The organism is Leptospira bourretii, from assembly GCF_004770145.1.
Taxonomy (GTDB): Bacteria; Spirochaetota; Leptospiria; order Leptospirales; family Leptospiraceae; genus Leptospira_A; species Leptospira_A bourretii.
The window spans coordinates 198184-223938 of the sequence record NZ_RQFW01000012.1 but is presented as its reverse complement, the minus strand read 5'-3'; the positions used below and the strand labels follow the sequence as shown (position 1 = coordinate 223938).

General features: G+C 38.8%; 28 protein-coding genes and 4 tRNA genes. 13 read left to right on the top strand and 19 right to left on the bottom strand.

Annotation, left to right across the window (positions count from 1 at the left end):
• Positions 1–104 precede the first annotated feature (104 nt).
• Positions 105–1979, top strand: coding sequence for a tRNA uridine-5-carboxymethylaminomethyl(34) synthesis enzyme MnmG (gene mnmG / locus EHQ47_RS08465; RefSeq protein ID WP_135748311.1), 1875 nt, complete (start codon positions 105–107; stop codon positions 1977–1979).
• Positions 1980–2329: 350 nt separating this feature from the next.
• On the opposite strand, the gene EHQ47_RS08460 is transcribed toward mnmG, so the two are convergent.
• Positions 2330–3055, bottom strand: coding sequence for a hypothetical protein (locus EHQ47_RS08460; RefSeq protein WP_135776966.1), 726 nt, complete (start codon positions 3053–3055; stop codon positions 2330–2332).
• Between the two features lie 58 nt (positions 3056–3113).
• Here EHQ47_RS08460 and EHQ47_RS08455 point away from each other — a divergent pair, with 58 nt between their 5' ends.
• Genes EHQ47_RS08455 through EHQ47_RS08445 form a run of 3 tightly spaced genes read left to right on the top strand, consistent with a single transcriptional unit; the run spans position 3114 to position 5512 of the window.
• Positions 3114–3857: an RsmG family class I SAM-dependent methyltransferase gene (locus EHQ47_RS08455; RefSeq protein ID WP_135748313.1), complete on the top strand. Its 744-nt coding sequence runs from the start codon at positions 3114–3116 to the stop codon at positions 3855–3857.
• Complete coding sequence (locus tag EHQ47_RS08450) at positions 3850–4611, top strand: ParA family protein (protein WP_100743669.1); 762 nt, start codon at positions 3850–3852, stop codon at positions 4609–4611. The genes EHQ47_RS08455 and EHQ47_RS08450 overlap by 8 nt, the downstream gene beginning before the upstream one ends.
• A 4-nt stretch (positions 4612–4615) precedes the next feature.
• Positions 4616–5512 carry a ParB/RepB/Spo0J family partition protein gene (locus EHQ47_RS08445; protein ID WP_135776965.1) on the top strand — a complete coding sequence of 299 codons (897 nt, stop codon included), beginning with the start codon at positions 4616–4618 and terminating at the stop codon, positions 5510–5512.
• Here EHQ47_RS08445 and EHQ47_RS08440 read toward each other — a convergent pair.
• From EHQ47_RS08440 to EHQ47_RS08425, 4 genes are read right to left on the bottom strand one after another with little or no spacing between them, the layout of a single operon-like run.
• The gene (locus tag EHQ47_RS08440; protein ID WP_135776964.1) at positions 5486–7312 is read right to left on the bottom strand and encodes an ABC transporter transmembrane domain-containing protein; all 1827 of its coding nucleotides are present in this window, start codon (positions 7310–7312) and stop codon (positions 5486–5488) included. The two genes, EHQ47_RS08445 and EHQ47_RS08440, sit on opposite strands and share 27 nt — an antisense overlap.
• 4 nt (positions 7313–7316) lie before the next feature.
• Positions 7317–7787, bottom strand: coding sequence for a YaaR family protein (locus EHQ47_RS08435; protein WP_135748316.1), 471 nt, complete (start codon positions 7785–7787; stop codon positions 7317–7319).
• Positions 7788–7795: 8 nt separating this feature from the next.
• The gene (locus EHQ47_RS08430; RefSeq protein WP_002972551.1) at positions 7796–8149 is read right to left on the bottom strand and encodes a bactofilin family protein; all 354 of its coding nucleotides are present in this window, start codon (positions 8147–8149) and stop codon (positions 7796–7798) included.
• Complete coding sequence (locus tag EHQ47_RS08425; RefSeq protein WP_135748317.1) at positions 8149–9138, bottom strand: M23 family metallopeptidase; 990 nt, start codon at positions 9136–9138, stop codon at positions 8149–8151. The genes EHQ47_RS08430 and EHQ47_RS08425 overlap by 1 nt, the downstream gene beginning before the upstream one ends.
• Positions 9139–9243: 105 nt before the next feature.
• On the opposite strand from EHQ47_RS08425, the gene EHQ47_RS08420 reads away from it, so the two are divergent.
• Genes EHQ47_RS08420 through EHQ47_RS08395 form a run of 6 tightly spaced genes read left to right on the top strand, consistent with a single transcriptional unit; the run spans position 9244 to position 15809 of the window.
• Complete coding sequence (locus EHQ47_RS08420; protein ID WP_208727412.1) at positions 9244–10053, top strand: TatD family hydrolase; 810 nt, start codon at positions 9244–9246, stop codon at positions 10051–10053.
• Complete coding sequence (gene serS / locus EHQ47_RS08415; protein ID WP_135748319.1) at positions 10046–11302, top strand: serine--tRNA ligase; 1257 nt, start codon at positions 10046–10048, stop codon at positions 11300–11302. The genes EHQ47_RS08420 and serS overlap by 8 nt, the downstream gene beginning before the upstream one ends.
• 29 nt (positions 11303–11331) lie before the next feature.
• Positions 11332–12885 (top strand): OmpA family protein, encoded by a 1554-nt coding sequence (locus EHQ47_RS08410; protein WP_135776962.1) that lies wholly within the window; start codon positions 11332–11334, stop codon positions 12883–12885.
• A 42-nt stretch (positions 12886–12927) separates the two neighbouring features.
• Positions 12928–13785: a substrate-binding periplasmic protein gene (locus tag EHQ47_RS08405; RefSeq protein WP_135776961.1), complete on the top strand. Its 858-nt coding sequence runs from the start codon at positions 12928–12930 to the stop codon at positions 13783–13785.
• 6 nt (positions 13786–13791) lie between these two features.
• Complete coding sequence (locus EHQ47_RS08400) at positions 13792–15342, top strand: alginate export family protein (RefSeq protein WP_135776960.1); 1551 nt, start codon at positions 13792–13794, stop codon at positions 15340–15342.
• A gap of 56 nt (positions 15343–15398) precedes the next feature.
• Positions 15399–15809, top strand: a complete 411-nt coding sequence (locus EHQ47_RS08395; protein WP_135776959.1) for an SRPBCC family protein — start codon at positions 15399–15401, stop codon at positions 15807–15809.
• A 41-nt stretch (positions 15810–15850) separates the two neighbouring features.
• On the opposite strand, the gene recR is transcribed toward EHQ47_RS08395, so the two are convergent.
• The 6 genes from recR to EHQ47_RS08365 form a co-directional block, all read right to left on the bottom strand.
• Complete coding sequence (gene recR / locus EHQ47_RS08390; protein WP_135747136.1) at positions 15851–16459, bottom strand: recombination mediator RecR; 609 nt, start codon at positions 16457–16459, stop codon at positions 15851–15853.
• A complete protein-coding gene (locus tag EHQ47_RS08385) occupies positions 16437–16802 on the bottom strand; it encodes a YbaB/EbfC family nucleoid-associated protein (RefSeq protein ID WP_208727419.1) in 366 nt (121 codons plus the stop codon). Before EHQ47_RS08385 ends, recR begins: the two co-directional genes overlap by 23 nt.
• A 20-nt stretch (positions 16803–16822) precedes the next feature.
• Positions 16823–18352 (bottom strand): DNA polymerase III subunit gamma/tau, encoded by a 1530-nt coding sequence (dnaX, locus tag EHQ47_RS08380; protein WP_135776958.1) that lies wholly within the window; start codon positions 18350–18352, stop codon positions 16823–16825.
• A 226-nt stretch (positions 18353–18578) separates the two neighbouring features.
• A tRNA-Ser gene (locus EHQ47_RS08375) sits at positions 18579–18665 on the bottom strand.
• 45 nt (positions 18666–18710) lie between these two features.
• Positions 18711–19151: a nucleoside deaminase gene (locus EHQ47_RS08370; protein WP_135776957.1), complete on the bottom strand. Its 441-nt coding sequence runs from the start codon at positions 19149–19151 to the stop codon at positions 18711–18713.
• Position 19152: 1 nt separating this feature from the next.
• Positions 19153–19226: transfer RNA gene (locus EHQ47_RS08365), tRNA-Arg, on the bottom strand.
• 124 nt (positions 19227–19350) lie between these two features.
• Here EHQ47_RS08365 and EHQ47_RS19685 point away from each other — a divergent pair.
• Entirely contained in the window at positions 19351–19515 is a 165-nt protein-coding gene (locus EHQ47_RS19685) for a hypothetical protein (protein WP_167483275.1), read from the top strand.
• Positions 19516–19618: 103 nt separating this feature from the next.
• On the opposite strand, the gene EHQ47_RS08360 is transcribed toward EHQ47_RS19685, so the two are convergent.
• Both EHQ47_RS08360 and EHQ47_RS08355 read right to left on the bottom strand, forming a co-directional pair.
• Positions 19619–19705 (bottom strand) — tRNA-Ser (locus EHQ47_RS08360).
• Between the two features lie 7 nt (positions 19706–19712).
• Positions 19713–19796 (bottom strand) — tRNA-Ser (locus EHQ47_RS08355).
• A gap of 70 nt (positions 19797–19866) precedes the next feature.
• On the opposite strand from EHQ47_RS08355, the gene EHQ47_RS08350 reads away from it, so the two are divergent.
• Positions 19867–20982, top strand: coding sequence for a class I SAM-dependent RNA methyltransferase (locus tag EHQ47_RS08350; protein ID WP_135746952.1), 1116 nt, complete (start codon positions 19867–19869; stop codon positions 20980–20982).
• A gap of 49 nt (positions 20983–21031) precedes the next feature.
• Here EHQ47_RS08350 and EHQ47_RS08345 read toward each other — a convergent pair whose 3' ends face one another.
• The 6 genes from EHQ47_RS08345 to EHQ47_RS08320 form a co-directional block, all read right to left on the bottom strand.
• Positions 21032–21232 carry a YgaP family membrane protein gene (locus tag EHQ47_RS08345; RefSeq protein WP_135587986.1) on the bottom strand — a complete coding sequence of 67 codons (201 nt, stop codon included), beginning with the start codon at positions 21230–21232 and terminating at the stop codon, positions 21032–21034.
• Between the two features lie 47 nt (positions 21233–21279).
• Positions 21280–22158: an alpha/beta fold hydrolase gene (locus tag EHQ47_RS08340; RefSeq protein WP_135776956.1), complete on the bottom strand. Its 879-nt coding sequence runs from the start codon at positions 22156–22158 to the stop codon at positions 21280–21282.
• A complete protein-coding gene (locus EHQ47_RS08335) occupies positions 22139–23155 on the bottom strand; it encodes a CE1 family esterase (RefSeq protein ID WP_135776955.1) in 1017 nt (338 codons plus the stop codon). Before EHQ47_RS08335 ends, EHQ47_RS08340 begins: the two co-directional genes overlap by 20 nt.
• Positions 23152–23625, bottom strand: coding sequence for a WbuC family cupin fold metalloprotein (locus EHQ47_RS08330; protein ID WP_135776954.1), 474 nt, complete (start codon positions 23623–23625; stop codon positions 23152–23154). Before EHQ47_RS08330 ends, EHQ47_RS08335 begins: the two co-directional genes overlap by 4 nt.
• Positions 23603–23794 (bottom strand): (2Fe-2S)-binding protein, encoded by a 192-nt coding sequence (locus tag EHQ47_RS08325; RefSeq protein WP_100743687.1) that lies wholly within the window; start codon positions 23792–23794, stop codon positions 23603–23605. The genes EHQ47_RS08330 and EHQ47_RS08325 overlap by 23 nt, the downstream gene beginning before the upstream one ends.
• Positions 23795–23896: 102 nt before the next feature.
• Entirely contained in the window at positions 23897–24976 is a 1080-nt protein-coding gene (locus tag EHQ47_RS08320) for a glycosyltransferase family 4 protein (RefSeq protein ID WP_135777075.1), read from the bottom strand.
• A 165-nt stretch (positions 24977–25141) separates the two neighbouring features.
• Between EHQ47_RS08320 and folE the strand changes: the two genes are divergently transcribed.
• Positions 25142–25714, top strand: a complete 573-nt coding sequence (folE, locus tag EHQ47_RS08315) for a GTP cyclohydrolase I FolE (RefSeq protein ID WP_279638204.1) — start codon at positions 25142–25144, stop codon at positions 25712–25714.
• Positions 25715–25755 lie beyond the last annotated feature (41 nt).

Genomic DNA, 25755 nt, shown 5'->3' with positions numbered 1-25755 from the left:
CTCTCGAAGCATAGGCCGATGCTTTTGATATCGTTCTAAGGAGTAGATTTTCGAAACCCTCTCCCTCGCATTTTTTAAGAACTGAATTACTAAGAAGACATAATATGAATCCATCCTTTTATCCCAACCAATTTGATTGTATCGTTGTTGGTGCCGGTCATGCCGGAACAGAAGCTGCTTATATTTCTGCGAAAGCAGGACTCAAAACTTTACTGATCACAATGAACTTGGATACCATTGGGCAGATGAGTTGTAATCCTGCGATTGGTGGGATTGCCAAAGGACATATGGTTCGTGAAGTGGATGCACTCGGTGGACTGATGGGTCGAGTGATTGATCAAACTGGAATTCAATTTAAGATGTTAAACACATCCAAAGGTCCTTCCGTGTGGGCCCCGCGTGCACAAGCTGAGAAAAAACAATACCAACTCATGATCAAACACCAGTTGGAAAAATTACAAACACTCTCGATCAGACAAGATACAGTTGAGGATTTGATTGTTGAGGGAAACCAAGTGACTGGTGTCATCACTGGCCGAGGTTTTACTTTTTATACGAAGCATGTGATTCTAACCACCGGAACATTTTTATCCAGTGTGATTCATATTGGAACTTACCAAAAAGAATCAGGTCGGATTGGCGAACCTACAACCAAAGGACTTTCCCATACACTCGCTCGTTTTGAATTGCGACTCGGAAGACTTAAGACGGGAACCCCTGCTCGTGTTCATAAAAATTCCATCAACCTAGAGGGACTAGAAATCCAAGATGGAGATGAGAATCCTCGTCCGTTTTCTTTTTCAACAAAGAAGATTGATCGCAAACAAATCCCTTGTTACATCACTTACACCAACGACACCACTCATGAACTCATCAAACAAAACTTAGAATACTCACCGATGTATTCGGGTCAGATCAAAAGTGTTGGGCCGAGGTATTGTCCTTCGATTGAAGATAAGGTGGTTCGCTTTGCGGAAAGAGACCGCCATCAAATCTTTATCGAACCGGAAGGATACGAAACCAACGAGATGTATCTCAATGGAGTTTCCACAAGTTTGCCTGAGGAAGTGCAATGGAAGTTTCTTCGAAGCATCAAAGGTTTGGAAGAAGTGGAACTCATGCGTCCGGGTTATGCCATCGAATATGATTTTGTAGATCCTACAGAACTAAATCCCACACTCGAAACTAAAAAAGTAAAAGGTCTTTATCATGCAGGCCAAATCAACGGAACGACTGGTTACGAAGAAGCGGCAGCCCAAGGACTTGTTGCTGCTTATAATGTGATTCGTTCCGTAAGAAAAGAAGAGCCGATTTTTTTCAAACGAAGTGAATCTTACATCGGAGTTCTTGTAGATGATTTGGTTTATAAAGGTGTAGAAGATCCTTACCGAATGTTCACAAGCCGGGCCGAGTACCGCCTACTCCTTCGCCAAGACAATGCGGACCAAAGACTGATGCAGTATGGATATGAGATGGGACTTGTTGACGAGTCTCTCTATACAGATATGAAAGATCGTTATGCTCGGATCGATAAAATCAAAACGCAAATGTTTGTGACTTCCATGAAGCCAACAGAGGAACTCACAAAGGTTTTAGAAGAGAAGAAGATTGAAAATTATAAGTTTGGCCACACGGTTGCTTCGTTTCTGAAACGATCTGATATCAAAATCGAAGACATCGAGTCCTTCCTGCCTGAACTTCAAAATTTAAATGAAGATGAAAAAGCAGTTCTGGAGATGGAAGTTAAATACGAAGGATATCTGAAACGAGAATTGGAAACCATCGAATACCGTAAGAAGTTTTTGAACTTTCAGATTCCAAATGATTTTGATTATGCAAGTGTGAAAGGTTTGAAGACAGAAGCTGTGGTGAAGTTGGAAAAACACCGTCCTATGAATTTAGAAAATGCTCTCCATATTTCAGGAGTAGATCCTTCTGATGTGGATCTTCTGCTATATCATTTGGTGGATAGACGATAACTAAAAAAACAAACGAGGAATCTTCCTTAAAATCAAAAAGCCAAGAGGGATATTCCTTCTTGGCTTTTTTTATTTTTGGTCTTCTTTGAATCGATTGTCCCAATTTAAAAACCTTTTGAGTTGTATTGCAGAATCCCAGAGGAAGATTTTTGAAAGACTAAGACAGATTTCTGAAAGATCTAATTTGCACTTTTAACTTTCTGAAATCAAACTTTGAATTCAGATAAACCTTTTGCTCTCTTGCTTTGAGATTATTTTAATTCCAACACTCAGACGTTCTTTGTTTCGAAGTCACGGTGTTCGAACTTTTGGTTACTAGATCGATTCCTGCTGTCTTGCTGAAATTTTTTCTATTCGTAAACCATTACGTGGGTCTTTTCCAAGATCCAGTTGTCCCCTTGTTTCACATGAAACGAATGGGACTCCAAACTTCCATCGGCTTTGTATTTGAGTTTGTGCACACGGCGGGTTTCACCTTGGAAGAATTCTCTTTCGACCAGGTTTCCCTTTGCATCAAACTTAAAATGAATTTCACCAAGACCTTTCTTTTTGTCATCAGTCAGATATTGAATTTGAACATTTGGACGTTTAGGATCGATTTGAAATCGGAAAGATTCATTGTCTTTGGTTTCTAAATTTTTACCTTCAGCAGCAAAGATATTTCCTTCGCCATCACTCTCGATGGAATAAACAATCAATAGTCTACCTTCTCCATCCTTCACATTCATCTTTTTCAAAGCGCGACCTTTGAATTGAAAATCCTTTCGTTCGACTAGATGACCACCATTGTCGTAAACTTCTTCGCTCGAAAGTAAACCATCTGTATAACGGAAAGATGTTTTTCCATCACCCTTCCCTTCTTTATCCGAATATGTTTCGGTAATTAGTTTTCCGTCACTGTTGTACTCATATTCTGCGACATAAACAACCTGACCCTCGCCGTTTCGGACGATTTCTTTGTTTGGAACTTTTTTAACTTTTTTAAATAGGTATGCATCTTTATGGGACCACTTGCCAGGTGTGTAACCTAAAATAGGAAAGGAAAGGATGATTAAAAAACTAATGATTCGAATCATGGAAAAGAGTTCTCCTACAGGAGACATCGGCGAATTCATTTAAAACGATAATACGATTATGTCAGAAAAAACCATCCAAGAAGAAATCCAAACCATCATCCCCGATCTTTTCCCAACACTCGAACCTGAGTTTGATTGGGAACTAGTGAAGAACTATTATGAGTTTCTCAAACGAGACAATGAGAAAGGAGGATTCTTTTCTCGGAATGATTCAGAGAAGATTCTCGAGAGACATATTATTGAATCGCTGGTCTTTGTTTGGAAACTGAAAGTCACCGGATTTGTTTCACGTGAAACAAATGTGGCCGATGTAGGAACTGGGCCAGGTCTTCCCGGTTTTCTTTTTGCTCTCTTAAAAAAAGCACCGCATGTTTTTCTCGTGGATTCTCAAAAACGAAAGCTCGCACTTCTTGAAACAGAAATTGAAACTGGAAGCCTTTCCAAAGTCAAAAAGCGAGTGGACTTTATCTACGCACGGACAGAAGAGATTAGTTCCAATTTTGATGTAGTCACTTCAAGAGCAATGGTTCCTTATCCCTACATTGCGGAAGTCACAACAAGAATGGTGAAGCAAAAAGGAATCTTATGTCCCTTCCTTGCACAGCCTTACCAAGATTTAGAAAAAGAAACAGAGGTTCTTAGTAACAATGGATTCTTTATGAAAAAAGAAATTCCCATTCCCGAATTAGAGTTTGTGGGAAAGAGACATATAAAAATACTACAAAAGAATTCCCTTCCTAAAAAGGGATTCCCCCGCGACTGGAAAGAAATCGTAAAGGAGACGAAAAGCAAGAATGGGTAAAATTGTTTCTATCAGTAATCAAAAAGGTGGAGTCGGTAAAACGACAACAGCGATAAACTTGGCATCCAATCTTGTTGATTTGGGAAAGAAAGTTTTGCTCCTTGATATCGATCCACAAGGGAACTCAGGTTCTGGACTTGGGTTGGAAGTGCAGTCTTTACAAAAAACTACTTATGAAGTTTTGATCGGGGAACTCTCTGCAAGAGAAGCGGTTCAAAAAACATTCGTAAACAATTTGGATATCATTCCTTCCAACATCAACCTCTCCGGTTTGGAAGTGGATTTCCTCGGAATGGAAAGAAAGGAATTCAAATTGAAAGATGCTTTGGCATCTGTAAAAGAATCTTATGATTATATTCTAATCGATTGTCCCCCTTCTCTCGGTGTTCTTACCATCAATGCTCTCTGTGCTTCTCAGTCAGTGATGATCACTTTGCAAACAGAATACTTTGCTCTCGAAGGACTCTCACAGCTCATGCGAATTATTTCTCTCGTGCAGTCGCAATGGAATCCATCACTCGCACTCGAAGGAGTACTTCTCACGATGTATGACAAACGAACTAACTTAGCAAACCAAGTTGCGGAAGATGTTCGAAACTATTTCAAAGAGAAAGTATATGAAACCGTCATTCCAAGAAATGTAAAATTATCAGAAGCACCTTCTTTTGGAAAACCGATCAACTACTATGATCCAGATGGTGTGGGTGCAAAAAGTTATAAAAGTTTAGCGGAAGAAATTGTAGGGAAGGCATAAGGTTATGGCACTCGGCAAAGGTAAAGTTTTAGGAAGAGGACTTGGGAATTTAATTCCTGTAAATGAAAACAACGTTGAGATTTCTAAAGAGGAACAAACTGGCCTAAGAGAAATTAAAGTCACAGAAATTTTACCAAACCCACACCAACCAAGAAAACAATTCTCCGATGCTTCCATCCAAGAGTTATCCAATACTATCACGGAACATGGAGTGATCCAACCCATCGTTGTACAAAAAAATCCTTCGGGTTCTGGATTTCTTTTGGTGGCGGGAGAAAGAAGATTACGCGCTTGCAAACTTGCAGGCTTTGCAAAAATCCCTGCGATCGTTCGTGATCTTTCGGAAGCGGACATGATGGAACTTGCCCTCATTGAAAATATCCAAAGAGAAAATCTAAATCCTATGGATGAGGCTTTGGCTTACCAAGCCATTATCGACAAACGAGGGTTAAAGGTGACAGACCTTGCGACTCGCGTGGGAAAAAACCGAGCCACCATTTCTAACTTAATTCGTCTTCTCTCTCTGCCTAAATTATTACAAGACTTAGTGAAGGAAGGAAAACTTTCGGAAGGACAGGCACGCCCCCTTCTCTCGATTCCCGATCCTAAAAAACAATTGGAAGTGGGTCAGAAAGTCATCGCAGAAGGATGGAATGTTCGAGAGGTAGAAAACTTTGTATCTAATCTTTTGCACCCAGATAAAAAATCAAAGTCCTCTTCTATGGGTCCTGACAAACGAGATGCAAGTATCGTAAAATTAGAATCCAAACTAAGAAACAAATATAGTTCCAAAGTGGAAGTGGCCCACAATGAAACTAATGGAAAAGGGAAGATCGTTTTTTCTTACGCTAATCTAAATGATATGGAAAGAATTTTAGAGCAGCTCGGTGTGAAACTGTAGTTTCGCTAGTCGCTCGTACAGTTCACTTTTTCGAATGAGTTCGTCATGCGTTCCGACGGACTCAATCTCCCCTTCTTTAATCACAACGATTTGATCTGATTTCACAACTGTGGAAAGTCTGTGAGCAATCATAATGGTCGTTCTTTCTTTCACTAAAAAATCCAAAGCACGTTGGATCATTTGTTCTGATTCTGAATCAAGGGCCGAAGTGGCTTCATCCAATAAAAGAATTCTTGGGTTGCGAAGAATGGCTCTTGCAATTGCGATCCTTTGTTTTTGTCCACCAGAGAGTCTTGTTCCTAAATGTCCTAAGTTGGTATCGTACCCATCAGGAAGTTGATTTAAAAATTCTGTGACATAGGCACTGGCAGCGGCCTTCTCTATTTCTTCAAAACTTGCATCTGGTTTTCCGTAGGCAATGTTCTCTCGTAAAGTTCCGCTAAAGAGAATGGGTTGTTGTGGTACAAAGCCAATGAGGGAGCGTAAATCTTTTAAAGTTAAATCTTTCAGATCCACACCTTCAATAAGAATCTTTCCTGCAGTGGGATCATAGAATCTGAGGATGAGTTCAAAGAGTGTACTCTTTCCCCCGCCGGAAGGACCAACAAGAGCTGTGGTTTTGTTGGCAGGAATTTCTAAATGAATTCCCCGGATGGCTTTGTGTTCCGGACGAGATGGGTATGAAAACTCCAAATGGTCTAAATTAATTTTTAGTCCTTTCTGTGTGGAAGAACCATTGAGGGATAAAGATCCATTGCCTTCCGTTGGATGCAATACGTCTGCAATTGGTTTTGGAAACTTAGGATCTTTGATTTCTGATTCCGATAAAAGAAGTTCCATTAATCGTTCTGTAGCACCGGCTGCCCTTTGCAAATCGCCGAGAACTTCAGAAACGGCACCGACACTATTGGCAACCATGATCGCATAAAAAGAAAATGCGATGAGTTCTCCACCGGTAATCTTTCCTTCGAGTACATCAGTTCCACCAATCCATAACATCACACTGATTCCTGTAAGGATGAAGAGAATGACAGCCGCAATGAGAAGAGCTCTTTGTTTGATGCGAGCGACTGCCACATCAAAGGCTGCTTCAACGGTGTGTGAAAACTTTTCAATGTCTTCTTCTTGGTGGTGGAAGGATTGTAGGATTTTGATATTGAGAAGGGATTCACTGACGTATGTTCCAATGCTTGCAATTTTGTCCTGAGTGGTGCGAGATAAATTCCTTACTTTTTTTCCATAGAACAAAATCGGGAACACAATGAAAGGTACACTGAAGAGAACAATCATCGTGAGTTTTGCATTGGTGATAAATAGAAAAATAATCCCACCGACAAACATCAAAACATTTCTAAGGGCAATGGATGCGGATGACCCGATTACCGTTTGGATGAGTGTGGTATCCGTTGTGATTCGTGATTGGATTTCTCCCGGAGAATTGAGTTCAAAAAAACTGGGATGAATGAAGATGATATGTTTGAATACGTCCCTTCGAATGTCTGAAGCCACTCGTTCGCCAATCCATGAAACTGCGTAATGACGAATGTAAGTTCCAATCGCAAGGAAGATTCCGACTAAAATAATAAAGGCAAGAGAGTAACCTAATTCTTGTTTGGATCTGGCTGAAAATCCTGCATCCACCAAATGGCGTAAACCCTGTCCGAGTCCCAAAGTCACTCCGGCAGTAAAAAGCAGAGCCAGTGAGGAAAGGATCATTTGGAATCTATAGGGTTTTAAATAGGAAAAGGTTTTAGAGAGGACACGAAGATTTTTTGACTTAGCGCGTTCGTTAGTTTGCAAAGATTTATCCTTTTAGATCAATCAATAGACCCCTAATTTCATCTAATTGTTTCAAAATCACGAACGCACTGTTGTTCGGAGAAAACATGGTTTTGGCGAGTAGATCCAACTTTTCATCCACAACCTTTACATAACGTACGTCTTTTTGGTCATTTCGTCCTCGTTGGGGCGCTTGCATGACCTTGTAGTTTTTTTTAAGAATAAGTTCTGCGATTTGTTTAATATGTTTTTTGTAGGATTCTAGGTTTCTGTGATTGGGATCTTTGATCAGTTCCTTTTCCAAATCAGGTAAATCTTTCCAGAGTTCGTTCAGTTCTCTGGTTTCTTCTTTTCCTGCGGGGACGATGGATTCTAAAATATCTAAAAAACTTTGTTTGGATTCATCAACCGGGCCAAAAGAACCTGAGAGTTTTTCTTTGGATCCTTTTTTTGCCTGAGTGGATACCGACTTAGGGTTGTTGTTTTGGATGATCATAAACCCGCCTAATGACGAGTGGGATTAATTGTGCATTTTCCGTGAAACACTACCCCTTCTTCTACGATGAGGCGAGGGGTAACAATGTCACCTTCCAATCGACAGCTAGAAAGTAATGTAACTCGTTCTGTTGCATAGATGTTTCCGCGGATTTCTCCTCCGGCAACCACCACTCGCGCTTTAATATCTGTATCGACGATTCCTGATTTTCCTATAAGTACCTTTCCGGTAGTTTCGAGGACTCCTCGAAATTTTCCATCGATACGAATGAGACCTGGGAACTTAAATTCGCCTACGAACTCGGCGCCTTCCCCTATGATACTATTAACTAAAAATTCTTCTTCTGTAGATGGATTGGACATTATTCTTGAATTTGGTTGAGAAACGAAAACGGATTCAACGCTTGGGTACCAACATGTACTTCATAATGAAGATGGTAAATCGGATTTTCTGGTGATTTTCCAACATAACCTAAGATGTCACCCTTGGAGAGTTTTTCGTTTTTCTTAACGCGAATTCTATCGAGGTTGGAGTAGATTGTTTTCCAACCAAATCGATGTGATAATTTTACGTAGTAACCTGTCGCTGGAGAGTATCCAGTATCGAAAACAATTCCAGGAGCCGTTGCAATGACTTCGGCACCAGGAAAGGATCCAATGTCTAGTCCTCGGTTGATTTCTTCTTTTCCTGTCACTGGAGAAATGTATTTTCCGAATGGAAATAATACATAACCTTTCGTTGGCCAAATGGATGGAGTGTTACGAATGATGCTCTTTCTTTTTTTGATGAGTTTGATGATCTCTTCAGAAAGTTCAGAGGATAATTTTAAATTATGAATGTCTTCTTTGATGCGAAAGGATTCATCTGTGATGTCGGACTGTGGTGTTCCTTGTAATGCGAGAAATTGTCCAGCTTGTCCACCCATCCCTTTGGAAACTCGAGAAGGATCTCCGCCGAGTTTGATATAAAGGTTAGAAATTCTTTCGTAGTAGTATTGGATGGTTTCGTGAAGAGAGTTAACCTCTTCTTTCATCTTTGAAGATTGTCTGATAAAGTCTTTGTTTGTTAAATTGAGTTCTGTGAGTTGGTGGATGGATCCACTATGAGATAAAACATTCACAGCGCTGATCACAAGAAGAATCACCATGATTCCAATGAAGATGGAAATCGCTTTGTAAGAGATCACAAAGTTAATGGTTCTACGATCAGTGTGAGGAATGACCATAATTGTCAGACGTTCACGACCTTTTTTGTCCAAGTCCTCGTAACGTTGGGATAACTTAAGCTTCCATTCCTGGACTTTATACCGTAATCGGTAAAAAATTAGATGTAGTCTTTGTTTTACTTCCACGTTCTTTTTAGACCTTCGACTATTTAAACAAAACTTATCGTACCCACTATATCTTTCGATTGAATTTTCATTTTCATCCAGTGGAAATTACAAATCTTGCTATTTATGGGATATTCAACCATTGATACTCATTGCCACTTAGACATAATTCGAGAGCAAGGCCAAGAGATTGAAGAAACTCTGGCGAAATCCCGAACAGCTGGTGTAGACCGGATGGTCCAAATTGGGATTGATCTGCCAAGTTCAGTCGAAGCTGTTCGTATTTCAGAAACTCATTCGAAAGATGATTTAGAGATTTTTTACTCGATTGGTTGTCATCCTACGGAAACTCATGAATTCCCTAATGCAGATCAAATTTTAGATTTAGCAAAATCCCGAATGGAAGATCCAAAATTTTCAGCAATCGGTGAGATTGGTGTCGATCTCTATCATGATGCGAGCACACGACTTGCGCAGAATGAAGTGTTACGAAAGTTTTTAGAATTTTCTTCTGAATACAATTTACCAGTGGTGATTCATTCTCGTGATGCCTTTGAAGATACTTATGAAGCATTGAAAGAATATAAATCAAAAGCCTTTGGTGTGATTCATTGTTTTACTTATGATTATGAAGCAGCCAAACAGTTTGTTGATTTAGGTTACTATGTTTCTTTTTCAGGAATCGTTACGTTTAAGTCAGCGACCGATATCCAAGAAGCAGCACGAAAGATTCCCTTGGAGACCATTCTCATCGAAACAGATGCTCCATTTTTATCACCGATGCCGCACAGAGGCAAACGAAATGATTCTTCTCATTTACCATTTGTTCTTGAGAAAATGTTTTCTTTACGAACAGAATCCAATGCTGAAGTAGCAGATCGCATTTATCAAAATTCACTAAAATTCACACAAAGAAAGGCTTATCACCATGCTTGATATCAACCGTATTGTTCAAAACCCAGAAGAGTTACTTTCCACCTTACAAAAAAGAGGTGTTATCTCTACAGACATTGAAGCAAAAATTAAATCTATCTCTGAAAAACAAAGAAAGTTAAAACTCGAAGTAGAAGACCTTCGCGCTGAGAGAAATCGAGTTTCTAAAGAAATTGGAATTCAAAAGTCACAAGGGAAAGATATCACTGAAATTTCAGCTTCGATGAAAGGAGTTGGAGATCAAATCAAAGCAATTGAAGAAGAACTGACAAAACAGGAAGAATCTTTGCATGACTTGAATTTAGGCCTTCCTAACTTACTCGATCCATCTGTCCCGGAAGGAAAATCAGAAGCAGATAATGTACTTGTCCGGCAGTGGGGAGATGTTCCGAAACTTTCCTTTGAAGCAAAAACTCATTTTGATATTGGTGAGGTTTTGGGAATTTTTGACTTTGAACGTGGAGTCAAACTTTCCGGTGCTCGGTTTTATACATACCGTGGACTTGGTGCCAAACTAGAAAGAGCACTCATGAATCTAATGCTCGATACCCATACTTCTGAAAATGGGTATGAAGAGATGTGGGTTCCGGTTCTTGTGAATGATGAGTCCATGACGGCCACAGGCCAACTTCCTAAATTTGCTGAGGATTTCTACAGACTCGAAAAAGACGGACTTAATTTGATTCCAACAGCGGAAGTTCCTCTGACCAACTATTACCGGGATGAAATCATTTCAGAAAAAGAATTACCCATTTCGGTTTGTGCACATACTTCCTGTTTTCGTAGAGAGGCGGGTTCTTACGGGCGAGATACACGCGGTCTTGTGCGAGTTCACCAATTTCAAAAAGTGGAACTTGTGAAGTTTGTAGAACCGGAAACTTCCCAAGCAGCTCATGAAAAGATGCTCCAAGATGCCGAATCCATTCTGCAAAAGTTGAAACTTCCCTACCGTGTGATGTTACTTTGCAGTAAGGATATGTCTAGCGCTTCTTCCAAAACCTACGATATTGAAGTTTGGATGCCCGGACTTGGCCGTTTTATGGAGATTTCCTCTGTTTCTAACTTCAAAGACTATCAAGCAAGACGGGGAAAAATTCGATACAAGTCAAAGGAAGGAAAAAACCTGCTCGTCCATACTCTGAACGGTTCCGGTCTTGCGATCGGTCGAACACTCGCTGCAGTGATCGAAAACTACCAATCGGCGGATGGAACCTTCCAAATTCCGGATGTATTGAAACCTTACATTCGTTAGTAATTTAGGGCAGATGACCGAGGTGTCAAATGCCCTATTCGCTTTTATCCCAACCATTCGAGAATAAAAAATCAAACTTACGTCAATCAGTATTTGTAAGGCGGGGTGTTTATACGCAATACAGATACTCGCAGAGTTTGGAGGAATATACGGCCCACGGAGAAAACACGATAAATGGCAGTTATGCGAATATCGGATATCTCCATCCTCACTTTTTTCCCCGTATCAGCAACTATCCGGGTAATATGCGTGATTCGTCTATTTCCGAAATTTTATTCCAAGGAATGACTTGGAATTCTCAAACTCCATTGAATTTTAGTTTTTCCAAATTTTTCACCATTCTATCTTTTTGTTTTTTTTTCGCCCTACCGATTGTAGCTCAGGTGCAACCTAGTGAACCAAACCTCGTTGTAGCTCCCATCCAAGGTCCGATCAATACCGAATTTCAGGAATTCGGACCAACGATGACACCTGATGCCAAAACTTTGTATTTCTATTCCAAACGTTCTAATCGTGGTTATACGGAGATTTTTAAATCGGAACGAAAAAAAGATGGGACTTGGGATTTTCCAGAGGAAGTGGATGTTTTGAATTCCCCTTTTGATGACCAAAGTCCATTTATCTCTCGAGATGGAAAAACATTACTTTTATCATCTAACCGAGACGGATCCATAGAAGTGACGTTACCTGATGGAAAGGTAGGCATTTCAAGAGATTTGTATGTTTCCAATTGGGATGGAAAAAGTTGGAGTAGCCCTGTGGCATTGCCCGCTCCTATCAACACAGAAGAAATAGAAGAGAATCCTCATTTACTTGGAGACACTTTACTTTTTACAAGATATCCATTTGGAAAACCAAACTTGGCAAAAGTATATTTTAGCCAATATAAAGGAGAGAAATGGACTACACCAAAACTGCTACCATCAACTATTAATGATAATTATGCGACAATTGCTGCTGCCTTTAATGACGATGGCAGTATTCTTTTCTTTTCATCAAATCGTCCAGGTGGTTATGGAGGTTTTGATTTGTACATGGCAAAGATAGATGGCGACTCGTTTAAGGATGTCGAGAATTTAGGTGCTCCTATCAACTCAAGTGAAGATGAAGCTTACATTGTATTCCAACAGGTAAAAAAAACATTTTTGTTTTGTCGTCGAGTGGAAGGAAGGTCGTTTGATCTTTTTACTGCATCAGTTCCGAAGCAAGAGAAGATAGTACAAAAGAAATTGGAAGAAACGAAAAAAATCTCTTTGGATTCGGTTTACTTTGAAAGAGCCTCTTCTATTTTGAAACCTGAATCTTCTGTGCCTTTGGATGCAATTGTTGACTATCTCCATGAAAATTCAGATAAAAAAATGAAGGTTATTGGTCATACAGATCTAACAGGAACTTTTGAAGATAATATGACACTTTCAAAAGAAAGGGCAGATTCCGTTAAACAATATTTAGTCTCTAAAGGGGTAGATCCAAAACGAATTTTAACAGAAGGAAAAGGCCCAACCCAGCCAATGGTCCAAGGCACGGATGAGGCCTCCTCTAAAAAAAATCGTCGAACCGAATTTGTCCTAATCGATCCTTAATTTTTCCTTGCCGTTTCCATTTCCGAAGAAAAGGTAATGGGGATGTCACCTCTTCTAAGGATCCAATACATTGGGCTTGTATCCCTTTGGGCATTTTTTTTCACCGCTTCTATTTCAGGCGAGCCGAGTCAGGTTTTGGAAAAAATTAAAAAAACCAAAACTCTGACGGTTTCAGTTAATGAATTTTATGATCCATTTTATATCGAAAATCCCAATCCGAATTTTCCCGGATTAGATGTAGAACTTGCCCAAGAGTATGCAAAATTTTTAGATGTAGATTTAAAAATTATTCCCCTTAGAACTTTTGATCAACATGCGAGAATGTTAGAGAAAGGTGATACACAAATTGCGATGGCTGGAATATCCTCTTCCATCAATCGTTTTAGAGATGTTTATTTTACAGATCCCTATTTGATTTCGACACCGGCCGCTTTGGTGAATCGAACGGCACTTCCACCGGAGCCAGTAGGTCAAATCGTCACGGTCCAATTATTTCGTAATTTGAATGACCTAACAAATATTACAGGAATTTCCTATTCTGTACTTGCGAATAGTTCCAATCATCAATTTTTACGAGATGCTTTTCCTAAAGCACAAATCTTTTCTTATTTCACAAATGAAGCCGCACTAAATGAGTTAAAAAAAAATAATGTGAACGCTTTCGTGGCAGATTCCTTTTATATCCAAGCACTATTACAAAAAGACTCTTCACTTCGCGCAAACTATTTGCCTATTCTCGGAGTTGTGCAAGAGGATCATATCAGTATGGCTACAGCCAGACGAGATGTAGAATTTCTTTATAACTTAAATTTTTTTATCAAAGAACTAAAGCGAACCGGCAAAATTCAAGGATTGATAAACAAATATTTTAAATCCAATCAATGGGTTAAAAAAGAATAACAACGAATGTCATTGCGAAATTTATTTTTATCTTATTCTATTTTTCTTTTGATTCCTTGCAGTGTTTTGATTGCACAAGAGGAAGAATCACAAAGAACTTTTATGAATTTCAATGGATCTTTTCGTGTTCGTGCAACAAACGTTGGAAGAGATGTTTTATTAGAAAGAAAAACACCAGTGACTCCAATCACTAATTTAGAAAAGGAAAATACAGAACGTCTCCAATCAGAACAACAAACCATTCAATCAGATTTAGAAAGGAGACAACAAGGTTTACCAACTCAAATCACACCTAGAAAAGAAGACGTTAGTTATTACGATTCTCGTTTTTTATACAATATGAGTTTCTCTGCTAACAAATATGTAGAGGGAGTTTGGGGGATGCAAGTTGGTGATATTCCATTTGGAGGGAAAGGCTTAAGAGCTACTGGTCCAGATGGCTTTGACCCAGGTTTGGTAGGACCAGGGTCAGGTGGAGAAAGAGGTCGAACTGCTGCGGTAAATGTCCAAACAAACTTTCTATATTTAAATTTTCGAATTCCTGAATCGGGACTTTTTATCAAAGTAGGCCAACAACTTTTTAGTTCTGCACAAGGACGGGTTTTATTTTCTACCGGCACAGGAGTGAGTATTCTTAAAAATTTCCAATTCTTACGTTTGTCTTTGGAAGGTGGAATTTTGCGAGCACGCGACCAAAGCTTTATGGACGTTGATAAAAATGGATTTGCGGACAAAAACTACCAAAGTTCGAATATCTATTACAATCGATTAAAATTTGAATACTTTCGAAATATCCGTAATGAAGTTTATGCCTACTTCTTAGATGATAACGATAAGTCTGATAATGAAACAGCAAGACTTGCATGGTATGGAATGCATAACGAATTTAATTTTCAAAAGTTTTCCTTTATCGTTCATGGAATCTTGAATACAGGAACCGTAAAAAAATTACGAGCAGTAACAGATACAAGTGATGTTACAATATACAATACAACACAAAGGAATTTTATAAAAGGTGGTATGTACGATTTTCAATTTACGTACCGCTGGAGTGAATCGCTTAACTTTAACTTAATTGCTCTTGGCACTACTGGTAGACCAGGTTATGACGAAAAAGGCCACGAGGCCAATCTAAAAGGCAATGGATATCGTACTTTAGCACCAGGGTTTTCTATTTCAAATATAGCAACCGACTTTACCGGTGGTTACGCATTGTTCAATGGTTCCAGTTTTTCTGGTTTGAATGAATATGGATTTTATTCTAATATCATCGCCTTCGGTCCTTACCAATTTACTTTAGGTTACTATCAACTTTGGGCGACAAAATCACCGGAGATTCGGATCAATCGAGAGTTTAGCGAACTCAATGGATACAGAACATCCACTTATATGGGGATGGAATATAATTTTAACATTCGGTATAACGTAACGTCTGATTTCCAAATCATTTTTAGATCTGGTTATTTTGTAGCTGGCGATGCTCTTTTTGTATTGTTAGATTCCAAATATGGACGAGTGCTTCGAGAAGCTTTTATTGTGTTCGAACATCGATTTTAGTTTGGCATAGTAAAAATTAAAAATTTTAATACTATTTTTCATTAATGGGGGATGATATGTTAAAAGTAGTAGATCAAATTTTTGTTAATGCATCTAAAGATAAAGTTTGGGAAATACTGACTAATCCAAAATTCATTAAAGAATGGGACAATATTCCAGAAAATTATTCTGGCGGATCGTTAACATTGAATACTGTTATCGAATGGGAAGGGTACGCCAAGATGGTAGTGACTGAATTTGATGAACTGAAAACTTTAAAACTGAACTTATATTTACCAAAAGCTAATTTAGATCCTTCAGAATATGATGTCAGTTATAAATATTTTTTATCAACGAATGAGGATACTGTCCTTAAATTTGAAATAGGCGATTTTTCCCCTCTTCCGAATTCGCAGGATTACTATGATAGTACTGTTGAATGGTTAAACACAGCGAAAGTAAAAATTAAAGAACTGGCAGAAGCTTAAAAAACTAGCTGATCTTATGTTTGTAAAGATTTGAATCAGAATTAAAGTGTTAACCTTGATTTAATTGCTTTTCCCAAAGTGTATTGATCAGAATATTCCAAAGTGCCACCAATAGTGATCCCATGTGCAATCCTAGTGATTTTAATGTCCATTGGTTTGATCACAGTCGATAGATAAGAAGCTGTTGCGTCACCTTCGAGTGTTGGGTTGGTTGCGATCAAAACCTCTTTCACTTCGCCATCTTCTAATCTTTGTATTAACTGGCGAATCCGCAATTGGTCAGGTCCAATTCCATCTAAAGGAGAAATGGCACCATTGAGTACATGGTATTTACCTACGTATTCTTTTGTGTTTTCAATAAAGAAAATATCTTCTGGTTGTTCGACAACGCAGAGTATTCCGTTTTCTCTTCTATCGGACAAACATATAGAACAAACTGGATCTTCTGTAAGTCCTCCGCATTCATCGCAAAATCGTAGTTTGGCTTTTGCCTCTTCAATATTAGACAACCACGCACGAAAAGTTGAAGGATCCATTCGTAAAATATGAAATCCGATTCTTGTAGCACTTTTTTTTCCTATTCCAGGAAGGCTAGAGAAGGATTGGATTAGTTTTTGGAATTGTGGATCAGACAGGAGGAAACCCTCCATCTTTTTGCATTTGGTTGAAAACACCTTCAAAGTCACTAGGATTGAAACCGAGAACATTTTTCATCTCATGGGCCATAGTTTCTTTTGCTTTTCTTTGCACTTCGTTCGTGGCAGAGAGGATTAAATCTTCTAACATTTTTTTATCATCAGCATTAAACATGATGGGATTGATATTGAGGTTAGTGAGTATACCGTCCGCAGAAGCTGTTACTTCTACCATACCGGCACCTGCAGAGGCAGTGACTCGAATCTGTGCGAGACGTTTTGAAAGTTCTTCTTGTTTTTCTTTGATATTACCGAGTTGCGAGAAAGCTTCTCGCATTTGTTTCATTTGGTCAAAAATTCCCATACGTACCTTTGGACTTATAAATTCTTAAATTGGTTGGGATCAACTTCCATCCCAGAGAACTTTTCTTTCAAAAGTTTTTCCATATCCTCTGGGTTGGATGGCGTTGTGGCTGCTGGTTTTGTTTTCACTGCCTCTTCTTGTATTGGCGCAGTGGACTTAGGTTCCGAAGTTAGTTTGATTTCTGGATCCAAATTCGGTTTTGGTTGCGAATCCTGCTTTGTTTCTGGTTCCCTCTCTATTGTTTTTTCGGAAACGGTTTTTGTTGGTTCCGGTTGTATGTTTGATGCCGTATTTTGTTTTTGCGCAACGGAAGAAGTGGGGGTAACCATTTTTTTTGCAGACTCTAAATTGTCAGGGATATGAGAAATATCACCTTGGACAAGTTTAGTGAGCTCCGATATTTTTGCTAAAAGTCCCGATACACTTGGTTTTTCTCTGTCCAAAATCAATTTTCGAAATTGAATTTCCAAATAAACTTTCATCTCGTAAGAACTTCTTAGTTTCATCAGATTCAATTTTTCATGAACGGCAAAAATTCTTTCAGCGAGTAATACCAAAACTTCACGATCCAATTCTCTATAGTTTTGTTTTAATTTTTGTAGGTCTTCCTGAGGGATATTGATGGATTCTCGATCTGCTAAATTGTCTTTAATCAGTAATAGAGAATTTAAAAATTCAATAAAGTCCCAAACAAACTTTCCTAGATCAATGCCTGCTTGGAAAAGATTTTCCAGTGTTTCAAAAATTTGAGCACTTTGGGAAGAATCTAATAATTGGTTTAAAAAATCAGTAAAGGTATCAATTCCATGATACCCAATCATTTTTCTTAGTTTGACACCCGTTAGATTGCCATCTGTAAAAATGACAGCTTGTTCCATAAAGGAAAGTGTATCCCTAACAGAACCGTCCCCTTTTTTAGCAATCCAGAACAAACCTTCCGAATCATACTTTAAGTTTTCTTTTTCGCAGAGAGTTTCGATGTAGTTTTGTAAAACAGTAACAGGTACTTTTCTAAAATGAAAGTCTTGGCACCGAGAAAGAATGGTTTCTGGAATTTTATGATATTCGGTAGTTGCTAAAATAAAAACAACATGGGCTGGCGGTTCTTCTAAAGTTTTGAGAAGAGCATTAAAAGCAGCTCCGCTCAGCATATGCACCTCATCCAAAATATAAACGCGATACTTCCCACCCATCGCATTGAATTTCACATTCTCGCGTAATTCTCGGATATTATCCACCCCACTATTGGATGCGGCATCAATTTCAAATACGTCATTCGAATTTCCTTTTGTGATTTCTAAACAAGAAGTACATTCGTTACAAGGCTCAACTCCATCTGGGCGTTCGCAGTTGAGACGTTTGGCCAAAATTCTTGCGATGGTTGTTTTACCAACACCACGAGGGCCAATGAAAATATAGGCATGACCAATCTTCTTTGATTTGAATGCGTTTTGTAAGGAACCGACAGCAAGGTCTTGGTAAATTACATCGCGAAAGAATTGGGGTCTGTATTTTCGAAAGAGTACTTGGTGGTTTTCGCTCATGGAAGTCCGTATTTCAAAAGATAGGAGATAAAAATTGGTGAATCACTTTGATCTTGGAAGTTCGTATGTTGGAGGCAATGAAATATTTACGAAGGCTATGGATATTTTCTTCTGAAATTGGGGGAACAGATTTGAAAAGGCTAACGTAAGAACCGGGAGAGATTTTCCATTAGTTCCATTCAGAGTGGAAATCGAACTTAAGATGGAAGGAAATTGGTGTAGAACCTGGCGGAGAGACCGGGATTCGAACCCGGGGTGCTTTTGGCACACATGCTTTCCAAGCATGCACAATAGACCACTCTGACATCTCTCCAATGGTTTCTACTGGCTTCCATAAAATGAAACGCTCAAAAGAATTCTACCTTTTCTCTTTGAAAAAACTCAGAAATTCAAATTTTATGTGGGATCTTGGGATGAGGGTGCACTTCGGAAAATGATTCAATAAATAAATAGATTCGGTTGTGTAAGAAGAAATTCCTTCCCCTGGTTTTGCCGGAACAAAATAAACCACTTCTGGAATTTTTACCCTCAAAATGGCACCAGCACAAAGTAAACAAGGTTCGAGAGCCGTAATCAAAATATGATCGTTAAGATATCGACCTTCCGTTTTCGAAAGAGCCTCTTCGATTGCTAAAATTTCGCTGTGTTTTGTAGGATTTAATGTTTGTTCGACGGAATTAAAGGCAGAGGAAATTACTTTTCCATCTCGTGTGATGATTTCTGAATAAGAGGGAATTTCTTCTGGGTGGTTAGAAATGGCTTCTGTATAGCGGCCAAGAAACGATTCGAATGCTTCCACGCGCGCCCAAGAGGATTTGAACCTCTAACCTTCTGATCCGTAGTCAGATACTCTATCCAGTTGAGCTATGGGCGCAATGAATGCTTGAAGCATTTTTACCCAGTCCAAAAGAACGGGTATCTCTATGCTTTTTTTTAAGCGGATGGAGTAAATCAAAAATCCAGAAATTCCTAGATAAAGTAGTACAGAAAGTAAGTGAATGGTTGCAGCCAAATATAGACCAACGAAAGGCAAAACGGAAACAACTTGTGCAAAGAGAAGGACCAGTAAGAACAAACAAGTATTAACTGCAGAATACAAACAAACAGTCACAAATTCCGGAACATTTCGTTTCCAAGTAAATACGGGAACCCAAGAAAAATAAAGTGGTAGAACAGCCGAAATTTTTGCCGCTTCATCGGTCAGTAAGTAGGCCTTGAGAGTCTGGATTTTTTCTTTGATTTGGGCGGTATTCATGGCGGTAACAACGGAGACGCAGGGATTCGAACCCTGGGTACGATTGCTCGTACGACGGTTTAGCAAACCGCTCCTTTCGGCCACTCAGGCACGTCTCCAGCGACTCGGAGAAGGTAGGATTCGAACCCACGGTGGGATTACCACGACGGTTTTCAAGACCGCTGCTTTAGACCACTCAGCCACTTCTCCAAGAGTACCTATCCGTTATGTTAAATGCGAGTGCAGTGTCAAATGAATATTCAATGAATGGTTCTAGAGAATGGAAAAGTTGCGAATAAAACTAGAAAAGTGGGTAAATGGTGGTTTCTGTTTAGCGCACCACGAGGGTCATGCTGTCTTTGTTGAGGGTGGAATCCCGGGAGAATTGGTAGACATAAGTCTTTATAAGACCGGAAACAAAGAATGGTTTGGAACTGTTTCGGAAGTGATTGAACCGGCAGAAATGAGGATCACATCAGATTGTTCGGTTTTTCTGGAATGTGGTGGTTGTAGTTACCGCCATATCTCCTACCAAGATGAAATCCAAATCAAAACATCACTACTCGAAGCTATGTTTCCTGAATGGAAAGGGAAAGTGGAACTGGTCACCGGCCCAGAAAACGAATACCGAAACAATGTGCAATGGCAATCCGATGGAAAAGAAATTGGATATTTTGCAAAGAATAGCCACCGAGTAGTCAATGAATCTCAATTTGTGTGTAAAACTATCGATAAACGTTTGTTATGGGCTGAAATTCCCCAAGGGATTAAAAAGTCAGTATCGAAACAAAAATCGATCCAACTTAGACTTTCTTCCAAATCCGTTGTTAATTATGAGAGAGACCAAACCGAAATTGTTTTTTTTAATACAAAACTAAAAGTGCCCGAACGTGGATTCTTTCAAATCAACAGGTTTCTTTTAGAACCATGGTTAGAAAAAATCAAATCCTTATTACCAGATTCGGCTCAAATTTTAGAGCTTTTTTGCGGTTGTGGTACAATTGGAATATCGATACGGGAAAAAATCGTCTCTCTGTTTGGGATGGAATCTCATGAAAAAAGCATTCGATATGCAAAGGAAAATGCGAAAACAAACAATGCATTGCAGTTTGAATATGAAGTCAGTGATTTGTATCAAAAACATCTACCAAAACATGCTGCAAAGTTTCCGATATGGATTGTGAATCCACCAAGGGCCGGACTTTCCGAAGGAATTGTGGAATCCGCTTCTTTGTTTTTACCAAAACAAATTGTATATTCTAGCTGTAATCCAAGCACACTGAAAAGAGATATTACAAGACTAGAAAAGATAGGTTATCGATTGCACTATGTGGGGTTGTTTGATTTTTTTCCAAGAACTCAACATTATGAAGTTCTCGTGAGTTTAAAAAAATAACCAACAACTCACAAACCTAAATTTGTGAGTTGGATGAATCCAATTTCTGTTATTTTTCTTTTGTTGTGATTTTGAAAGGAAGGTAAGCTGGGCAAAATCCGATAGCAGAAGTTGCGATCATTACAAGGCCGATAACAAACAAAACGATTGCTGTTGTTCCTTCTACGACTCCACCTAAATAAAGACCACCTAATACCAAGCCAACGACCACTCGAATGATTCTGTCATAAAGACCCATATTTTGAAACATATCCAATCTCCTTAAAGAACGTTTGACGAAAGAAAGTGAATGGATTCTTAATTATTTTTTTGTAACCATTCTAAAATCAATTTTGTCACTTCATCTCTTTTTTCCCAATGTAAGAAATGTCCTGCGTGATCGAAACCAATTTTACGAAACCCACAGGGAAAGTCTGTTTCGTCGAGCAGGTGTTCAAATAGATTCTTATGAAAACATCCATCGTTTAGTCCATAGAGAATTTGTGTGGGTACTGTAATTTTTGAATCCAAAATTCCTAAAATACTTTCCCGACCGGATTCAGTGAAAAGGTCATTTAAGTTTCTATAATAAGAAAGTGCTGAAGATAAGATTCCTGGATTTTGGAAATTAGCTTTAATCTCTGCTAGATGGTCTTGGTTCGGAGTATATCCTGGTGACCAATCTTTCCATAAAAAATCAACTAAAGCAAAATCATTGGTCCGAATCGTAAGTTCTGCTAAAAAAGGAATTTGGAATAACAAAACGTACCAGGAATGAATTGTTTGTTGGGGTGCCCAAAGAAAGGAATCTTGGTAGGTTCGAAGTAAAGGGACTCCAAGACTTGTGATGGATTTGATACGATTCGGATAATACATCCCTGCCGCATAGGCAATGACTGCACCCCAGTTGTGACCAACGAGATGAACTCGGTCCCAAAGTCTATCCTCCATCCATCCTAAAATATCATCAACTAAATCGACGACATGTAATTTATGTGCATGAGAAATTGTCGACGGTTCATAACCTCGCATAACAGGAGCAATGCATTGAAAACCCTTTTTTCCAATCACTTCCATAATCGGTGCAAATGTTTTATGGTTATCAGGAAATCCATGAAGGAAAAGAACAGGTTCTCCTTTTCCTGTTTCTAAAGTGGTAAATACAGTGGATGAATTTCTAATTTCCGAATGGTGCATTGTTATTTACCAACTTCTCTTTTTTATACGTAGTCCGAAAGAATTGTAACACAATCTCTCTTGTATCCAAGTCCTTACTTAAGTATCCGTATTGTTTTTCATTTTGGTAATAAAAACCGTTAGGCCAAATATGACCGCCACCAGGGATCAAATACCCTTCTACAATTTGGTCAGACGAACAATCCGTGAATTTAGTGTATTGGATGTCCCTCTTCCAAAATTTGTTCATATGTCTTTTTTTGGATTTTGTTTCCTCTTTGCAGGAGAAACTCGATGTCCAATATTCTAATGATTCTAAATAGGAAAGAACATCTCCTGCAGCAATTCTTTGCGATTGGTGATTGGGATCAGCAGGAATGGAAACGGTTCCTCCTTGGTAGGGAACTACATCATCAGACATTCCCATAATGAAACCCAATGATTTTTGCGGGGGATGTTCACAAATTTCCTTTAATCCTCTGGATGTCACTGCTGCCACAGAATAACCTGAACTAAACAAGTCAGGAGCTTCACATAACAAACGTTGCGTCATAAATCCACCATTGGAAATTCCTACCGCATGGATTCGATTGTAATCAATGGAATGTTCAGCATCCAAATGACGAATCATATCACGGAAAAAAATAACGTCCTTTGTGTTTCTTTTGTCCGTTAAAGAATGTGGAATTTTTCTTCCATCATTCCATCGGTTTGCATAACCATCTGGATACACTGCAATGAATCCATATTCCTCTGCTTTTTCAGACATGCGAGTGAGATAAATCATCCCTTCCCCAGTTCCACCGCCACCATGTAATAGAAATACCACCGGCAATTTGTTTTCATTTATTTGTTTGGGGATGTAATACCGAAAGGAACGTAAGATTCCATCAGATGAGATTGATTGTAGTTTGTGTTCTTTGACCGGAACAATGGATGGCAGGGATTTACAAAAAAAAGAAAAAGAAACCATGATCAAAAGTAGGTGCAACTGAATCTGAACAAAAATCCACTTCATACAAATAAAGATTCAAATGATCGGATGGTTTCTTTAAACTTTGGATCACCTTCTAGTGGATACTTTGGATGAAATTCTTTATCAACTGTGGGATCATAAGGACCAGACTTTCCTTCAAAACAAACTGCTGTTTCAGACAAACAAACCAAACTATGCCAAACACCTGGTTGTAAATCAATCCCACGTTTCGGACCATTGGCCGAAAGTTTATGAGCTTCTTTTACTTCGCCGTTTTCATCAAAAATCAAAAAACCAATTTCCCCTTCGAGGATGATGAAGGTTTCGGGTTTTGGATCCGACAAATGTCTGTGAGGTGGAATGTAGGTATCTTTTGAAAGAACGTTTAAGAATCTTTGGTACACTTCCTTTTGTTCGTGGAAGTTAAAATTGGTACGTTTTCTTTCTGCGTTTTGGGCTTTTTTAACGAGAGTTCCGATTAAGTCGGAATCAATGACTTGTATTTCCTGCAAGTTGACCTTCCAATTCCTGCTCGATGAAGGCTAACATATCCGGAACACAAGCCGTACAAGTATCAGCCGCTCCCATCTCGCGGGCGACTTCTAGTATAGGGCGATTCGTATCTTTGACAACATTTAAGATAGATTCAAAGAAAACTTCTGCACAGTGACACTTGATCATGGTTCTGAGAATCAGTCTCTAAGCTAGCAAATGGTACGACAAGAATTTTTTTTGAATGATTTTAGCAAATTTTGCGGAAATTCGGAAAATGTGAATTAGGGTTTAATCTTTTTTTCCTTTGAGGATTGGTTCGTACACCCGTTCCAAGTTTTGGATGGCAGACTTCCACTGGAACCTAGCCGCATTTTTTTCCCCTAAACTTTTGAGTGCATTCAATCGTTTTGAATCTTTCAGTAATGCGAGTAGTTTGGATTGGAAGGAATGGGAATCTTTTGGATCAAAGGATTCGTAACCATTGCCTAAAACTTCTGGTAAAACGCTGGCGTTGGAAGAAAAAACAGGAGTGCCTACACTTTGGGCTTCCAAAACGGGGAATCCGAACCCTTCAAACAATGAAGGATAAAGAAATACTTTTGCACCTTGGTAAGCAAGTGGGAGTTCTGCATATGGCAGATGAGATAAAAAATAAATTTGGTTGGGATATCTTTTTTGGATTTCTAAAAATTCTTCTGGGATTTCTTCCTTAAGACCACCTACCACCAATGGAAAGGAAAGTTTCTTTTTTTCCCAAAGTGTTTCTAAATTGGATAATAAAAATGGAAAATTTTTATGAGTTTTTCCAATTCCAACCGTAAACAAATATGATTTTGGAAGTTTGTTTTTTTTAAGAAATTGTGAAAGTTTTGTAGATGGTTGTTTGGAAAAATTTTTCAAATCAATTCCATTGTAGACTACAGAAGTTTTTTCTTCCGAATATCCAAAACTTTTTACTAAATCCTCTTTCGTGTATTCCGAAACGGCAATGATTTTGCGAGCAAACCATTTGATCCAACGAAAGACAATTTGCATATACACACGTTTGACGAGAGAACTATGAGCCGCTTTGAAATGATATGGAATGAGATCGTGAATGGTAACAATGCACTTATGAATGTACGGAAAGGGAATGTTAAAATGAGGGATGTCTAAAAAATCCATTTCGGCCATTTTGGGATGACCTAAAAATTCTTTTGGAGAATAGATACTTGTTTTGTATTCAATGATACTTGCGTGCTTAGGAAGATTGTATTTTTTTAGAATTCTAGGATCACCAAAGATAAACAAATCGGCAAGCTGATGGGAAATGGGCCAAAACTTCAAAATATGTTGGATCCGAATCCCAATCCCAGAATTTTCGATCATCCTTGCATCGTATCCAATTTTCAGCCGCATTCGTTATTGATTATGTCCTTTAGAATTAATTTAAAAAAAGGAAATGTATCTTTTCCCAAGAAGTCAAGTCTAGTCAAATTAGTAGTAATTATTCTGCATTCATAATTTGGGATGTAGGATCACGATACCAGGAACATATCTGTCAAAAGGAATCGAATGGAAAACTTAATCGAAGAAATCCTAAAACAAATTGGTGAAGATCCTTCAAGAGAGGGTCTTGTAAAAACGCCCAACCGTGTGAAAAAAGCCTATGACTTTTTGACCAGTGGGTATAAGGCTGATTTGAACCAACTTGTGAACGGAGCGATCTTCGAAGAGAGCACTACTGGTATGGTTTTAGTGCGAGATATCGAGATGTATTCTTTATGCGAACACCACTTACTTCCGTTTTATGGAAGAGCTCATGTAGCTTACATTCCGAATAAAAAAATCATAGGAATCAGTAAAATTCCAAGGATTGTTGATGTGTTTGCCCGTCGTCTCCAAGTACAGGAACGTCTGACAGACCAAATTGCACAAGCCATCCAAGAAACCTTAGATCCGCTTGGTGTGGGTGTTGTCATCAAAGCCAAACATTTATGTATGATGATGCGTGGAGTGGAAAAACAAAACTCAGAACTCTTTACTTCTAGCCTACTTGGCCTATTCAAAACAGATCCCACCACTCGCAGTGAGTTTTTGGATTTGATCCGAACCGGTTCCCATTAGGTTCAATTTTTAAATTCAAATTTTCAGATTCATGCTGGACT

Coding starts and splice junctions, on each gene's coding strand:
- EHQ47_RS08435 (WP_135748316.1), bottom strand. CDS start 7,787: ATGATCATCCAAAACAACAACCCTAAGTCGGTATCCACTCAGGCAAAA.
- EHQ47_RS08420 (WP_208727412.1), top strand. CDS start 9,244: ATGGGATATTCAACCATTGATACTCATTGCCACTTAGACATAATTCGA.
- EHQ47_RS08395 (WP_135776959.1), top strand. CDS start 15,399: ATGTTAAAAGTAGTAGATCAAATTTTTGTTAATGCATCTAAAGATAAA.
- EHQ47_RS08455 (WP_135748313.1), top strand. CDS start 3,114: ATGTCAGAAAAAACCATCCAAGAAGAAATCCAAACCATCATCCCCGAT.
- EHQ47_RS08335 (WP_135776955.1), bottom strand. CDS start 23,155: ATGAAGTGGATTTTTGTTCAGATTCAGTTGCACCTACTTTTGATCATG.
- serS (WP_135748319.1), top strand. CDS start 10,046: ATGCTTGATATCAACCGTATTGTTCAAAACCCAGAAGAGTTACTTTCC.
- EHQ47_RS08340 (WP_135776956.1), bottom strand. CDS start 22,158: ATGCACCATTCGGAAATTAGAAATTCATCCACTGTATTTACCACTTTA.
- EHQ47_RS08410 (WP_135776962.1), top strand. CDS start 11,332: ATGCCCTATTCGCTTTTATCCCAACCATTCGAGAATAAAAAATCAAAC.
- EHQ47_RS08430 (WP_002972551.1), bottom strand. CDS start 8,149: ATGTCCAATCCATCTACAGAAGAAGAATTTTTAGTTAATAGTATCATA.
- EHQ47_RS19685 (WP_167483275.1), top strand. CDS start 19,351: ATGGTTGCAGCCAAATATAGACCAACGAAAGGCAAAACGGAAACAACT.
- EHQ47_RS08445 (WP_135776965.1), top strand. CDS start 4,616: ATGGCACTCGGCAAAGGTAAAGTTTTAGGAAGAGGACTTGGGAATTTA.
- EHQ47_RS08345 (WP_135587986.1), bottom strand. CDS start 21,232: ATGTTTCAAAATATGGGTCTTTATGACAGAATCATTCGAGTGGTCGTT.
- dnaX (WP_135776958.1), bottom strand. CDS start 18,352: ATGAGCGAAAACCACCAAGTACTCTTTCGAAAATACAGACCCCAATTC.
- recR (WP_135747136.1), bottom strand. CDS start 16,459: ATGGAGGGTTTCCTCCTGTCTGATCCACAATTCCAAAAACTAATCCAA.
- EHQ47_RS08450 (WP_100743669.1), top strand. CDS start 3,850: ATGGGTAAAATTGTTTCTATCAGTAATCAAAAAGGTGGAGTCGGTAAA.
- EHQ47_RS08400 (WP_135776960.1), top strand. CDS start 13,792: ATGTCATTGCGAAATTTATTTTTATCTTATTCTATTTTTCTTTTGATT.
- EHQ47_RS08320 (WP_135777075.1), bottom strand. CDS start 24,976: ATGATCGAAAATTCTGGGATTGGGATTCGGATCCAACATATTTTGAAG.
- EHQ47_RS08325 (WP_100743687.1), bottom strand. CDS start 23,794: ATGATCAAGTGTCACTGTGCAGAAGTTTTCTTTGAATCTATCTTAAAT.
- EHQ47_RS08350 (WP_135746952.1), top strand. CDS start 19,867: ATGGAAAAGTTGCGAATAAAACTAGAAAAGTGGGTAAATGGTGGTTTC.
- EHQ47_RS08405 (WP_135776961.1), top strand. CDS start 12,928: ATGTCACCTCTTCTAAGGATCCAATACATTGGGCTTGTATCCCTTTGG.
- EHQ47_RS08460 (WP_135776966.1), bottom strand. CDS start 3,055: ATGATTCGAATCATTAGTTTTTTAATCATCCTTTCCTTTCCTATTTTA.
- mnmG (WP_135748311.1), top strand. CDS start 105: ATGAATCCATCCTTTTATCCCAACCAATTTGATTGTATCGTTGTTGGT.